12 protein-coding genes are annotated in these 13,566 nt (G+C 61.7%); 7 read left to right on the top strand and 5 right to left on the bottom strand.

Features of this window, described 5'->3' with window-relative positions:
* The first annotated feature begins 69 nt into the window (after positions 1 to 69).
* Entirely contained in the window at positions 70 to 1,533 is a 1,464-nt protein-coding gene (locus ACLEJR_RS21985) for a glyceraldehyde-3-phosphate dehydrogenase (protein WP_440795221.1), read from the top strand.
* 170 nt (positions 1,534 to 1,703) lie between these two features.
* Here the strand turns inward: ACLEJR_RS21985 and ACLEJR_RS21990 are convergent, their stop codons facing one another.
* Positions 1,704 to 3,002: an MFS transporter gene (locus ACLEJR_RS21990; protein WP_440816467.1), complete on the bottom strand. Its 1,299-nt coding sequence runs from the start codon at positions 3,000 to 3,002 to the stop codon at positions 1,704 to 1,706.
* A 204-nt stretch (positions 3,003 to 3,206) separates the two neighbouring features.
* On the opposite strand from ACLEJR_RS21990, the gene ACLEJR_RS21995 reads away from it, so the two are divergent.
* On the top strand, positions 3,207 to 4,193 hold the full coding sequence (locus ACLEJR_RS21995; RefSeq protein ID WP_440816509.1) for an FAD:protein FMN transferase: 987 nt from the start codon (positions 3,207 to 3,209) through the stop codon (positions 4,191 to 4,193).
* Between the two features lie 347 nt (positions 4,194 to 4,540).
* Complete coding sequence (gene sthA, locus ACLEJR_RS22000) at positions 4,541 to 5,935, top strand: Si-specific NAD(P)(+) transhydrogenase (protein ID WP_440816469.1); 1,395 nt, start codon at positions 4,541 to 4,543, stop codon at positions 5,933 to 5,935.
* 42 nt (positions 5,936 to 5,977) lie between these two features.
* Here the strand turns inward: sthA and ACLEJR_RS22005 are convergent, their stop codons facing one another.
* Both ACLEJR_RS22005 and ACLEJR_RS22010 read right to left on the bottom strand, forming a co-directional pair.
* Positions 5,978 to 6,700, bottom strand: a complete 723-nt coding sequence (locus ACLEJR_RS22005; protein ID WP_440795227.1) for a glycerophosphodiester phosphodiesterase — start codon at positions 6,698 to 6,700, stop codon at positions 5,978 to 5,980.
* Positions 6,697 to 7,293 (bottom strand): PilZ domain-containing protein, encoded by a 597-nt coding sequence (locus tag ACLEJR_RS22010; RefSeq protein WP_440795229.1) that lies wholly within the window; start codon positions 7,291 to 7,293, stop codon positions 6,697 to 6,699. Before ACLEJR_RS22010 ends, ACLEJR_RS22005 begins: the two co-directional genes overlap by 4 nt.
* A gap of 94 nt (positions 7,294 to 7,387) precedes the next feature.
* On the opposite strand from ACLEJR_RS22010, the gene ACLEJR_RS22015 reads away from it, so the two are divergent.
* The 3 genes from ACLEJR_RS22015 (at position 7,388) to ACLEJR_RS22025 (ending at position 10,637) form a co-directional block, all read left to right on the top strand.
* The gene (locus ACLEJR_RS22015; protein WP_440795231.1) at positions 7,388 to 8,638 is read left to right on the top strand and encodes a lipoprotein-releasing ABC transporter permease subunit; all 1,251 of its coding nucleotides are present in this window, start codon (positions 7,388 to 7,390) and stop codon (positions 8,636 to 8,638) included.
* Between the two features lie 7 nt (positions 8,639 to 8,645).
* The gene (gene lolD, locus ACLEJR_RS22020) at positions 8,646 to 9,329 is read left to right on the top strand and encodes a lipoprotein-releasing ABC transporter ATP-binding protein LolD (RefSeq protein WP_175459445.1); all 684 of its coding nucleotides are present in this window, start codon (positions 8,646 to 8,648) and stop codon (positions 9,327 to 9,329) included.
* A gap of 63 nt (positions 9,330 to 9,392) precedes the next feature.
* Positions 9,393 to 10,637, top strand: coding sequence for a lipoprotein-releasing ABC transporter permease subunit (locus ACLEJR_RS22025; protein WP_440795233.1), 1,245 nt, complete (start codon positions 9,393 to 9,395; stop codon positions 10,635 to 10,637).
* 177 nt (positions 10,638 to 10,814) lie between these two features.
* Here ACLEJR_RS22025 and ACLEJR_RS22030 read toward each other — a convergent pair whose 3' ends face one another.
* Both ACLEJR_RS22030 and ACLEJR_RS22035 read right to left on the bottom strand, forming a co-directional pair.
* A complete protein-coding gene (locus ACLEJR_RS22030) occupies positions 10,815 to 12,170 on the bottom strand; it encodes a heavy metal sensor histidine kinase (protein WP_440816472.1) in 1,356 nt (451 codons plus the stop codon).
* Positions 12,170 to 12,850 (bottom strand): heavy metal response regulator transcription factor, encoded by a 681-nt coding sequence (locus tag ACLEJR_RS22035; RefSeq protein WP_440816474.1) that lies wholly within the window; start codon positions 12,848 to 12,850, stop codon positions 12,170 to 12,172. The genes ACLEJR_RS22030 and ACLEJR_RS22035 overlap by 1 nt, the downstream gene beginning before the upstream one ends.
* Before the next feature lie 149 nt (positions 12,851 to 12,999).
* On the opposite strand from ACLEJR_RS22035, the gene copI reads away from it, so the two are divergent.
* Positions 13,000 to 13,524, top strand: coding sequence for a copper-resistant cuproprotein CopI (copI, locus tag ACLEJR_RS22040; protein ID WP_440816476.1), 525 nt, complete (start codon positions 13,000 to 13,002; stop codon positions 13,522 to 13,524).
* The last annotated feature ends 42 nt before the right edge of the window (positions 13,525 to 13,566 follow it).

Here is a 13,566-nt window from a genome sequence, read left to right on the forward strand (position 1 = left end):
GTGCGACAGGCGCGCATTGCTCCGCCGTGGACTCGGCGGCATAATGTAGCCCCTTTTTTCAGCCCCTACATGTGGAAGGTTCCCGTGACTCAGAAGCCCGACCAGTGTCTTGGTGAATGGATCGATCGTGAAGCGCTCGCCGAAGCGATGATCCCTCTCATCGGTCAGCTCTACCGCAATAACAACGTGGTGAGCTCGATCTATGGCCGCAGCCTGATCAACCAGTCTGTCATCGCGATTCTCAAAGCCCACCGCTTTGCTCGCCACCGTCAGTCCGACGACAGCGAATTGTCCGTCCACGAAACTTTCCCCCTGCTCAAGGCGATGAGCGAGCTCAAGCTCGGCGCCGCTTCGGTGGACCTGGGCAAGCTGGCCGTCAAGTTCAAGACCCAGGGCAATGGCCGCACCGCCGAGCAATTCGTTCGCGAAGAGCTGGCCGACGTGGTGGGTCAGCAAAACGCAGCCGCCCGTAAAGGCACGGATGTGGTGCTGTACGGCTTCGGTCGTATCGGTCGCCTGCTGGCGCGCATCCTGATCGAGAAAACCGGTGGCGGCGACGGTCTGCGTCTGCGGGCCATCGTGGTGCGCAAGGGCGCCGAAAACGACCTGACCAAGCGTGCCAGCCTGCTGCGCCGTGATTCGGTCCATGGTTCGTTCAACGGCACCATCACCATCGACGAAGAAAACAACACCATCAGCGCCAACGGCAACCTGATCCAGGTGATCTACGCGAAGAACCCGACCGAGGTGGATTACACCCAGTACGGCATCAAGGACGCGCTGCTGGTGGACAACACCGGTGTGTGGCGTGACGCCGACGGCCTGGGCCAGCACCTGGCCTGCCCGGGTATCGACCGCGTGGTCCTGACCGCGCCTGGCAAAGGTAAGCTGAAGAATATCGTTCACGGTATCAACCACGGCGATATCACCGCTGACGACAAGATCGTCTCCGCCGCTTCCTGCACCACCAACGCCATCGTGCCGGTGCTCAAGGCTGTGAACGACAAGTTCGGTATCGTCAACGGTCACGTGGAAACGGTTCACTCGTACACCAACGACCAGAACCTGATCGACAACTTCCACAAGGGCGATCGTCGTGGTCGCAGCGCCGCGCTGAACATGGTAATCACCGAGACCGGTGCTGCCACCGCTGCTGCCAAGGCCTTGCCTGAGCTGGCCGGTAAACTGACCGGCAACGCCATCCGTGTCCCGACGCCAAACGTGTCGATGGCCATTCTCAACCTGAACCTTGAGAAGGCCACCAGCCGCGAAGAGATGAACGAGTACCTGCGCTACATGGCGCTGCACTCCGACCTGCACAAGCAGATCGATTTCGTCAATTCGCAGGAAGTGGTGTCTACCGACTTCGTGGGCTCGCGTCACGCCGGTGTGGTCGATGCCGAAGCCACCATCTGCAACGATAACCGCGTTGTGTTGTACGTCTGGTACGACAACGAATTCGGTTACAGCTGCCAGGTGGTTCGCGTGATGGAAGACATGGCCGGTGTAAATCCGCCAGCGTTCCCGCGCTAAGCATTAGCAGAATGTGAAAACGCCCCGACTTGTCGGGGCGTTTTTTTGTCTGGATTTTTTGTGGGGCTTTCAAGGGCCTCTCGCGAGCAGGCTCGCTCCCACATTGGATCTCCGATATCAGTAACAACTCGGTCAACGGTGGGAGCGAGCCTGCTCGCGATAGCGATCTATCAGGCGCCACCGACTACCGAAGCTTGCGCAGTGCGCAACTCATGCCGGTTGCCCTTGAACAGTACCAGTGTGGCTATCAACCCCAACACCGCCGCGCCACTGAGCCAGATACCCGGCGCAGCCTTGTTGCCCAGCACATGAATCAGGTAAGTGCAGGCCGCCGGCGTAAACCCGCCGAACGTTGCCGTCGCCAGACTGTAGGCCAGGGAGAACCCGGTGGTGCGCACTTCGACCGGCATGATTTCCGTCAAGGCCACCACCATCGCGCCGTTGTACGATCCGTACAGGAAGGACAGCCACAACTCGACGATCAGCAAGTGACTGAAGCTGGGGTTCGCCACTAGCCAGGACAGCGCCGGGTAGGCGGTGAGGATTGCCAGGGTTGTCGCCGCTAGCAGCAGGGGCTTGCGTCCGATCCTGTCGGAAACGGCGCCCATGACCGGCAACCAGAAGAAGTTCGAGAAGCCGATGCACACCGTGACCAGCAACGCATCCAGGTCCGACAGGTTCAGTTCGGCCTTGCCGAAGGTAGGTGTATAGGCAGTGATCAGGTAGAACGACACGGTGGTCATCACCACCAGAGCCATGCCGGCCAAGACAATGCCAAAGTTCTGACCGATGGAGCGGATGATTTCCGACAGGGTGGGGCGGTGTTTCCTAGCCTGAAATTCAGGGGTTTCTTCCAGTGAGCGGCGGATCACGAAGATGGTCGGCACGATCATGCAACCCACCAGGAATGGTATGCGCCAGCCCCATTCGCCCATTTCCTGAGGACTCAACCAGTGATTGAGGCCCACACCCAGCAGCCCGGCAAACACCACGGCGGCCTGTTGACTGGCCGATTGCCAACTGACAAAGAAGCCCTTGCGCCCCGGCGTGGAGATTTCCGCCAGGTAAACCGATACCCCACCCAATTCGACACCGGCGGAGAAACCTTGCAGCAATCGGCCCAGCAGAACCAGCAGCGGGGCGGCCAGGCCCAGGGTGGCGTAACCGGGCACGCAGGCGATCAGAAGGGTGCCGGTGGCCATCATCGCCAGCGTGATGATCAAGCCTTTGCGACGGCCGTGGCGGTCGATGTAGGCACCGAGGAAAATCGCCCCCAGCGGGCGCATCAGGAAGCCGGCGCCGAACGTCGCCAGGGACAGCATCAACGAGGCGAAGGCGCTATCGGTGGGGAAAAATGTCTTGGCAATGGCCGTGGCGTAGAAGCCATAGACCATGAAGTCGAACATCTCCAGGAAGTTGCCGCTGACAACGCGAAAGATCGCCTTGCCGTTGCTCGTGTTGGAAGACATGTGTAGGTACTCACTCTGGTAAACGCAGTACCTGTGGGAGCGAACCTGCTCGCGATGACAGTGTGCCGGACACATTGATGCGGGCAGAGATGCCGCCATCGCGAGCAGGCTCGCTCCCCCAGGGGTTGGGCTGTGTCCATAATGGCCGTCGTGGTTTTGCGGGGAGATGAAGATTTGTTAACTGGACGATGGGCAGTGCTTGTGATGCTGGGGGGCGTGTTGTCCGGCTGCGGCAATGGCGACACCCTTGAGCGTTTCGACGGCCCGACCATGGGCAGTCATTATTTCATCCAGTACGTCAGGCATTCCGCCACGCCGGGTCCGAAAGCGGTGCAGGCCGAGGTGGTAAAAATTCTCGCCGAGGTGGATCGGCAGTTTTCGACCTATCGCAGTGATTCGGATGTCGAGCGTTTCAATGCGCTGCCGGCGGGTGCTTGCCAGGTCATGCCTGGCCCCGTCCTCGAACTGGTCCGGGTGGGCGAGCAGTTGTCCTCCTGGAGCGGTGGATCCTTCGACCTGACTGTGGAACCGTTGCTGAACCTATGGGGCTTCGGCCCTCAGTCCCGGGAAGAGAAAGTGCCCAGTGCAGAAGCCTTGGCCTTGACGCGCCAGCGTGTCGGCCAGGCTCATCTGCGCATCGACGGCGTCCGGCTGTGCAAGGACGCAGCAGTGGAAGTCGATTTCAACAGCATCGCCGCCGGCTACGCGGTGGACCGGATCGCCGCCAGGCTCCAGGCCTTGGGCATCGACAGTTACCTGGCCGAGGCGACGGGTGAGCTGAAGGCACGCGGGCGCAAACCCGACGGCTCGGCCTGGCGGGTTGCCTTGGAAGAACCCCGGGATGACCGGCAGGTGGCTGAGCGGGTGATCGAGGTGGACGGCTATGGGGTTTCAACTTCCGGCGACTATCGCCGATATTTCCAGCAGGACGGGGCGCGCTATTCCCACACCCTCGATGCACGCACCGGCGCACCGGTCCTGCACAACCTGGCGTCAGTCACGGTCATTCATCCTTCGGCGTTGATGGCCGATGGACTGTCGACGCTGTTGCTGATTCTCGGTCCTGAACGGGGTTGGGACTATGCTGAAGAACACGGCATTGGGGTATTTTTCGTGTTGCGGGACGGCGAGCGTTTTGTCACTCGCACCAATGAAACGTTTGACCGGATAAGCAGCGGGAAAACCCAATGATGACTGCAATGTGGATCGCAGATGACCCGTGGCGAGGGAGCTTGCTCCCGCTGGGCTGCGCAGCAGACCCCTTTTTGTGAGCGCTTCGCACTCAAGCGGGAGCAAGCTCCCTCGCCACATTAGTAGGCCCGGCCCTCCGGGTTGCGCCTTAAAGCGGTAGGGAAACTAATTGAGAACGCCCCCTAGCCTCTGATGCGACCAAGGGGTAATGTGCGCGGCGTTGACGCTTCTATAGACTGTGGCCGGGCTCGTGAACCGGCCTGAAAATTGTTCCTTCATGTCGCAACCCGACGTGATTTAGCCGCAGGTACCACGCTTGGTGCCGCGGCCTGTTCTGAGGAGTACGCATGGCTGTCTACAACTACGACGTGGTGGTACTGGGTTCCGGCCCGGCGGGGGAAGGCGCGGCAATGAACGCCGCCAAGGCAGGGCGCAAGGTGGCGATGGTCGACAGCCGTCGGCAGGTCGGCGGCAACTGCACCCACTTGGGCACCATCCCGTCCAAGGCCTTGCGTCACTCGGTGCGGCAGATCATGCAGTTCAACACCAATCCGATGTTCCGGGCCATCGGCGAGCCGCGCTGGTTCTCCTTTCCCGACGTGCTCAAGAGCGCCGAGAAGGTGATTTCCAAGCAAGTCGCCTCGCGTACCGGCTACTACGCTCGCAACCGGGTCGACGTATTCTTCGGCACCGGCAGTTTCGCCGACGAACAGACGGTGGAAGTGGTCTGCGGCAACGGCGTGGTCGAGAAGCTGGTGGCCAAGCACATCATCATCGCCACCGGCTCGCGCCCGTACCGCCCGGCCGACATCGATTTCAGCCATGCCCGGATCTACGACAGCGACACCATCCTGAGCCTGGGCCACACTCCACGTAAACTCATCGTCTACGGCGCGGGCGTGATCGGTTGCGAATACGCCTCGATCTTCAGCGGCCTGGGTGTGTTGGTGGAGCTGGTGGACAACCGTGGCCAGTTGCTGAGCTTCCTGGACTCGGAAATCTCCCAGGCCCTGAGCTATCACTTCAGCAACAACAACATCACGGTGCGCCACAACGAAGAATACGACCGCGTCGAAGGCGTGGACAACGGCGTGATCCTGCACCTCAAGTCCGGCAAGAAGATCAAGGCCGACGCCTTGCTCTGGTGCAACGGCCGCACGGGCAACACCGACACCCTGGGGCTAGAGAACATCGGCGTGAAGGTCAACAGCCGCGGCCAGATCGAAGTCGACGAGAACTACCGCACCTGTGTGCCGAATATTTATGGCGCCGGTGACGTGATCGGCTGGCCGAGCCTGGCCAGTGCTGCCCACGACCAAGGTCGCTCGGCTGCCGGCAGCATCGTCGACAATGGCAGCTGGCGCTTCGTCAACGACGTGCCGACCGGTATCTACACGATTCCGGAGATCAGCTCCATCGGCAAGAACGAGCAGGAACTGACCCAGGCCAAGGTGCCGTATGAAGTGGGCAAGGCGTTCTTCAAAAGCATGGCCCGCGCGCAGATCGCCGGTGAGCCGCAAGGCATGCTGAAGATCCTGTTCCACCGCGAAACACTGGAAGTGTTGGGTGTGCACTGCTTCGGCTACCAGGCTTCGGAAATCGTGCACATCGGCCAGGCAATCATGAACCAGCCCGGCGAGTTGAACACGCTGAAGTATTTCGTCAACACCACGTTCAACTACCCGACCATGGCCGAAGCCTATCGGGTTGCGGCCTACGACGGGCTCAACCGGCTTTTTTGAGCGGCTCCGGCCGGTGGCCTGAGCCGGCCGGGGAGACCGATTTCAGCCATTCCCGAGCGTGGCGGTGGCCAAACCGGGAAAGTCTGTAATCAGGCTGTCAGCGCCAAAGTCGGCGAGCCTGCGCATCAGCGCGGGTTCGTTGACCGTCCACACCGACACATGCAATCCCTGGCGCTGGGCCTTGATCAGGCGCTCGGGTGTGCACAGCGTCCAGTTCAACGCCAGAATCTTGCAGCCGTAGCTCTGGGCGACCTTCAGCGGGTCGAGCCAGGCATATTCGGCCACCAGGCCACGGGAGATGTCCGGGGTCAGCTCCAGGGCCGCCTTGAGCACTTCCCGGGAGCTGGAGGTGATGGTGACCTTGTCCAGCAGCCCGAAACGCTGGGCCATTTCACGGATCCCCAAAACCGTGGCGGCGGCGCGGGTGCGGGAAGCGCTTTTGACTTCCAGTTGCCAATGCTCGAAATCACACTTCTCGAATAGTTCCTCCAGACGCGGGATCGGACATGGCTGGACCCAGCCCGGGCCACCCTTGCGCGCATCGTAGGTCACCAGCTCGGCGGCGGAATGCTCCACCACTTTGCCTCGGCGATCCGTGGTGCGCTTGAGGGTCGGGTCGTGGATCACCATCAACTCGCCGTCCATGGATAAATGCAGGTCCAGTTCGCAACGGCGTACGCCGTGCTTGAGGCATTCCTGAAAACCGGTCAGGGTATTTTCCGGCGCTTCGCCCTTGGCGCCGCGGTGGCCATAAATGAGGGTCACGGTTCTTCCTTATTGGTACCTGATTCGTTCAGTTCGCGAGCCAGGCGCCGTTCTTGCGCCTGTTTCTGCAGGATGTAGCGCGCCAGCAACTGGCGCTGCGCGTCGGTCGGGCGTTCGAACTCGGTGCCCACGTCAAAGCCGTCGCCCTTGGGGTCGCAGTGGGTGACGCGGGCGCGCAGCAGAAGCCCGAGCGCCTGGGGCATCAGCACCAGCTTGATCGACAGATGGGCGCCGATGGCGACGGGGGTGGGGTACTGGAAGTCGATACCGCCTTCGGAAATGATCACTGGCTGCGGTTCGCCGATTTCCCCGAGCACCGTCAGGGCGATGACCTGGCTGAGCAGGTCGATGCGTTTGTTCATCACCTTGAGGTACGCCGCGATGCTGCGTTCGCGCTCGCTGATCTGGCGCAGCAGGTGCTGGGATTCGAACTCGCTCAGGTGCAGTTCACTGAGCAGATTGAACAGCGGGGACGCATCCTGCAGCATTTCCAGGCCGGCGGCTTCTGGAATGGACAGGGGCCGAATTTCCAGTGCGATCGTGTCCTCGATACGGTAGTATTCGCGGCGATCTTCTTCATCTAATGTCGACATGGCGAACCCATGGTAGCGGCGGTGGTCTGAGTGTAAAGCTGGTTTGTGACCCCCGCCACAAGGACGTTCCTTTTCCCTCCGAACAAGCCCCGACATGTTCAGACCACTCTTCGTATTCATCGGCACGCGTTATACCCGTGCAAAACGCCGCAATCATTTCGTATCGTTCATTTCCCTGACATCCATCATCGGCCTGGCCCTCGGCGTGGTCGTGATGATCGTCGTGCTGTCGGTGATGAACGGCTTCGATCACGAGATGCGCACCCGTGTACTGGGCATGGTGCCCCACGCGACCCTCGAAACCGGCGAGGCCATCAGCGATTGGCCGAGCCTGGCCGCCAAGGTCAAGCAGAACCCGCAGGTACTGGCCGTTGCGCCGTTCACCCAGATGCAGGGCCTGCTGACCAACAATGGCAAGGTCTCCAAAGTGTTGCTCAATGGCATCGATCCCAAGCTCGAACGGCAGGTGTCGATCATCGATAACTTCATGCAGCAGGGCAAACTCGACGACCTGGCGCCCGGCAGCTTCGGCATCGTCATCGGCGACAAGGCGGCAGCCAAGCTCGGCGTGGCTATCGGCGACAAGCTGACCTTTGTTGCGCCGGAGGTCACCGTAACGCCCGGCGGCATGTTCCCGCGTATGAAGCGCTTCACTGTGATCGGCATCTTCCACGTCGGTGCCGGTGAGCTGGATGGCTACCTGGGCGTGACCAATCTTGAAGACCTGGCGCGTCTGCATCGCTGGAAAGCCGATCAGGTCCAGGGGTTGCGCTTGAAGTTCGACGACCTGTTCCAGGCCCCGCGCGCGGCCTGGACCATCGCCCAGCAGCTGGGCGAGGACCGCTACTACGCCCGTGACTGGACCCGCACCCACGGCAACCTGTACCAGGCCATCCGCATGGAAAAAGCCATGATCGGCCTGTTGTTGCTGCTGATCGTCGCCGTTGCCGCCTTCAACATCATTTCCACGCTGGTGATGGTGGTGAACGACAAGAAGGGCGACATCGCGATCCTGCGCACCCTGGGCGCCACGCCGGGGCAGATCATGCGCATCTTCATGGTCCAGGGCACGGTGATCGGGGTGATCGGCACGCTGGCGGGCGCCCTGGTTGGCATGTTTGCCGCGCTGAACGTCAGCGCTGCGATTGCCGGCCTCGAAAGCCTGATCGGGCACAAGTTTCTCAACGCCGACGTGTATTTCATTGACTATCTGCCATCGCAATTGCAGGCCGATGACGTGTTGATGGTCTGCGGCGCCGCGTTGGTCCTGAGTTTCCTCGCCACCCTGTATCCTGCCTGGCGTGCCGCACGCACCCAGCCGGCGGAGGCGTTACGTTATGAGTGAGTCGGGCATGAGTGAAAAAGCGATCTTGAGCTGCCGCAACCTGGGCAAGTCCTACGAGGAAGGTCCGGAGTCGGTGGTGGTGTTGTCGGGCCTGCAACTGGAATTGCACCCCGGCGAGCGGGTGGCGATTGTCGGGACTTCCGGCTCGGGCAAAAGTACCTTGCTCAACCTGCTGGGCGGCCTCGACACGCCGACCACCGGCAGCGTCTGGCTGGCAGGGGAAGAACTTTCGGCGTTGAACGAAAAGGCCCGTGGCCTGCTGCGCAACCGCTCCCTGGGCTTCGTCTACCAGTTCCACCATCTGTTGCCCGAGTTCACGGCGCTGGAAAACGTCTGCATGCCGTTGCTGATCGGCCGCACCGCAATCCCTGAAGCCCGCCAGCGTGCCACGGCGCTGTTGGAACGGGTCGGGCTGGGGCATCGCCTGGAGCACAAGCCCGCCGAGCTGTCCGGCGGCGAGCGCCAGCGCGTGGCGATTGCCCGGGCGCTGGTCAACAAACCGGGCCTGGTGATGCTCGATGAGCCGACCGGTAACCTCGATTCTCACACCGCCCAGGGTATCCAGGACCTGATGCTGGAGCTCAGTACCTCGATGCGCACGGCGTTCCTGGTGGTGACCCACGACATGAACCTGGCCCGGCAGATGGACCGCGTCCTGCACTTGCAGGAAGGTTGCCTGACACCTATCTGACCGACCGCAACCCGGCGCTCGCTGCTAGCGCCGGGTCTTTTATCTTTTTACGGTGCACCGCGAATGTTCAGACCGTTATCGATCTTTATCGGCACGCGCTATACCCGCGCCAAGCGTCGCAATCGCTTCGTTTCGTTCATCTCCATGACCTCGATGATCGGCCTCGCCCTGGGTGTGCTGGCGATGATCGTGGTACTGTCGGTGATGAACGGCTTCCAGCGTGAAATGAGTTCGCGCATCCTCGGCATGGTGCCCCACGCGACTGTCGTCGGCGTCAATCCGATCGACGACTGGCAACCGGTGGCCGCCGCAGCGCTGAAAAATCCTCAAGTGACCGCGGCCGTGCCGTTCACTGAACTGGAAGGCATGCTCAGCCACAAGGGTTCGATGCAGCCGATCCAGATCAGTGGTATCGACCCGGCCCAGGAGGGCAAGGTGTCGATTGTTGCCCAGCACATCGTTCAGGGGCGCCTCGATGCCTTGAAGCCGGGTGAGTTCGGCGTGGTGATCGGTGAAATCACCGCCCGCCGTTTTCGCTTGAACGTCGGTGACAAACTGACCCTGATCGTGCCTGAAGTCAGCACCGCGCCTGGCGGAATTACCCCACGGATGCAGCGACTGAATGTGGTGGGCGTGTTCAAGGTAGGCGCCGAGCTGGATGGTTCCATGGCGCTGATTCATGTGGCCGACGCGGCACAGATGCAGCACTGGCAACCGAACCAGGTGCAGAGCGTGCGCCTGGCGGTGAAGGATCTGTACGCGGCGCCGAAGGTGTCCGGTGACATCGCCACCGGCCTCGGCGCCGGCTACAAGGCCGACGACTGGACGCACACCCAGGGCAGCCTGTTCAGCGCCATGAAAATGGAAAAAACCATGATCGGCCTGTTGTTGCTGATGATCGTCGCGGTGGCGGCGTTCAACATCATCGCCACGCTGATCATGGTGGTGAACGACAAGGGTGCCGACATCGCGATTCTGCGTACCATCGGTGCCACACCGCGGCAGATCATGGCGATCTTCATGGTCCAGGGGACGGTGATTGGTATCGTCGGCACGCTGATCGGCGGGGTGCTTGGGGTGATCGCGGCGTTGAACGTCAGTGCGCTGGTGGGCTGGCTGGAGCGGGTCAGCGGCCAGCACATCTTCAGTTCCGATGTGTACTTTGTCAGCAACCTGCCGTCGGAGCTGCAGCGCGGCGACGTGGTGCTGATCTGCTCGGCTGGGTTCATCCTGAGCTTCCTGGCCACGGTGTACCCGGCCTGGCGCGCGGCGAAGATCGAACCGGCGCAGGCGTTGCGGTATTCCTGAAACCACTGCAACCCCGGGCTGCGTGTGCAAGCCTCCCATCTCTCGGCGGCACACAATGCCCCTGTGGCGAGGGAGCTTGCTCCCGCTGGGCTGCGCAGCGGCCCCATTTGTGAGCGCTTCGCACTGGCGCGCCAGCCCGGTCAAGCGGGAGCAAGCTCCCTCGCCACAGGGTTTGTGTCAGGCTTGGTTGGCCTTCGGCAACTCAATTAGAAAACGCGTCCAGCCATCGGCTGATTCACAGTGGATCTCTCCGCCGTGGGCGCGGATGATCGAGCGGGTGATGGCCAGCCCGAGGCCGGCATGTTCGCCGCGGCTTTCCTGGCGAGCCGGGTCGGCTCGGTAGAAGCGATCAAACAGGCGCGGCAGCAGGTCCGCCGGGATCTCTTCGCCGCTGTTCTCCACGCTGATGCGAACCCTTTGGGCCTCATCGACAATACGCACTCGCACGTCGCTACCTTCGTGGGTAAAGCGCAGCGCGTTGTCCAGCAGGTTGGAGAGGGCCCGGCGCAACATGTTGCGATCGCCACCGAGGTGGCCCTCGCCTTCACGGCTCAAGCGAACGTTGATGTCCTCGGCCAGGGGCGCGAAGAACTCCAGCAACACGTCCACTTCCTCGGCCAGCGCCAGCGGCTCGCGATCCGGGGCCAACAGGCCATGGTCAGCCTTGGCCAGGTACAGCATGTCGTTGACCAGTTGCGCCATCCATTGCAGTTCTTCCAGGTTGCTGTGCAGGGCCTCGCGGTAGTCTTGCGGCGAGCGTTCGCGGGTGAGGGTGACCTGGGTGTGGGTCAGCAGGTTCGATAACGGCGTGCGCAACTCATGGGCAATGTCGGCGGAGAATGCCGAGAGCCGCTGAAACGCATCGTCCAAGCGTGCGAGCATGGCGTTGATGCTGTGGGCCAATTCCGCCAGTTCCGTAGGCATTTGCTCTGCCGGCAGCCGGGCATTGAGGGAGCGGGCCGAGACGTTGCCGGCAATCGCCCCCATGCTGCGCAATGGACGCAAGGCGCGGCGAGCGGCCCAGGCACCGAGCAGGGCGGTCGCCAGCGCAGACAGGCCGACAGTCAGCCAGATCAGGCGCTGCATGCGTTGCAGGAAGTGTTGGTGATGGGTGATGTCCAGCAGCAGAGTCAGCTGCGGCGAGCCTGGGCGGTCGGGGAAGAGTGGGGCGTTCAGCACGCGATAGTCCACGTCGCCATCGCTGAGAGTGGAAATACCGGGCATTTCCGGCAACCGGGTTGGAATCCGGATCGAGCTGTCATACCAGCGCACTCCGTCGCTGTCTTTGATGCGCAGGGCCAGATCAGCCTGGCGGCTCAGTTCCTCTTCCAGGCGGCGTTGCGTCTGCTCGGCGTCCAAGCCTTGCACGGCGCGGCGCAGGCCGATCAGCTTGTCTTCGAGCAACTGTTGGTCCAACTCGATGAAGTGCGCCTCGCTGCCACGGCTGAAGAGCACGCCGGCGAACAGCGAGACCACGGCGGTGCAGGCGGCAAACAGCAGCGCCAGACGGCTGCTCAGCGACCACCGGCCCATCACAGGCTGCGCTCCTCAAGCACATAGCCCATGCCCCGCACGGTGTGGATCAGTTTGGCGGGGAAGTCGTCGTCAATCTTGATTCGCAGGCGCCGGATCGCGACTTCGATGACATTGGTATCACTGTCGAAATTCATATCCCAGACCTGGGAAGCGATCAGCGACTTGGGCAGCACTTCGCCCTGGCGGCGCAGGAGCAGTTCCAGCAAGGCGAACTCCTTGGCGGTGAGATCGATGCGTCGGCCACTGCGCTCGACGCGACGACGGATCAGGTCCAGGCGCAAGTCCGCCAATTGCAGGCTCGTTTCCTGCTGCATCGAGCCGCCCCGGCGCAGCAGGCTGCGTACGCGAGCCAGTAATTCGGAGAAGGCAAACGGCTTGACCAGGTAATCATCGGCGCCCAGTTCCAGGCCATGCACACGGTCCTGCACCGCGTCCCGTGCCGTGAGAAACAGCACCGGCGTTTCCAGGCCTGCACCGCGCACGGCTTGCAGAATCTGCCAGCCATCGCGACCGGGCAACATCACGTCGAGGATCAAAAGCGCATAGTCGCCGCTCACGGCCAGTTGCTGACCGGTAATGCCATCGGTCACCAGATCGGCATTGAACCCTGCTTCACTGAGGCCCTGGCGCAGGTATTGGCCGGTTTTCGTTTGGTCTTCGACGATCAGCAGTTTCATGACGGGCTCATGGGCAGGTTCGGACGTGGGCGTTATACCCCGGCGGGCGGGGCGACGGCGCAAGCTGACAAAGTTGTAATCATGCTGTCAGGCGGATGGCAGCCACGCCACGCTAAGGTTTCCCAAGCTTATCCGGTTGGAGTACGAAGATGTTGATGGGAAAACCCTTGATTTTGGTCGCTTGCGCATTGTTGTTCAGTGCATCGTCGTGGGCGTCGCCCGGCCAGCATTTCGAGTTCGGCCAGCCTGCTCCGGCAGCCAAGGCCAATCGCAGCATTGAGGTGGTGATGGGGGACATGACATTCAATCCCGGCGCCTTGGAAGTTAAGAAGGGGGAGACGGTTCGTTTTGTACTGACCAACAAGGGCCAGTTGCTTCACGAATTCAATCTGGGTAATGCCGCGATGCACGCTGAACACCAGCAGCAAATGCAGCAGATGCAACAGGCCGGCCATCTGACGCCGACGGCGATGAAGGCCGGCGTGGATCATGGGGCGATGGGGCACGATCAGGCCGGCATGGGCCACGACGACCCCAATAGCGTATTGGTAGAGCCTGGCAAGACCGCCGAGCTGACCTGGACGTTCACCCAGGCCACCCGCCTGGAGTTCGCCTGCAATGTGCCTGGGCATTATCAGGCCGGCATGAAAGGCGTCTTGACGGTCAGTCAGTAAGCGCTCAAGGCGGTGGCAAAGACTGATAGAATCCGCTGATTA

This window comes from Pseudomonas sp. SMN5, from assembly GCF_052041925.1.
Lineage (GTDB): Bacteria > Pseudomonadota > Gammaproteobacteria > Pseudomonadales > Pseudomonadaceae > Aquipseudomonas.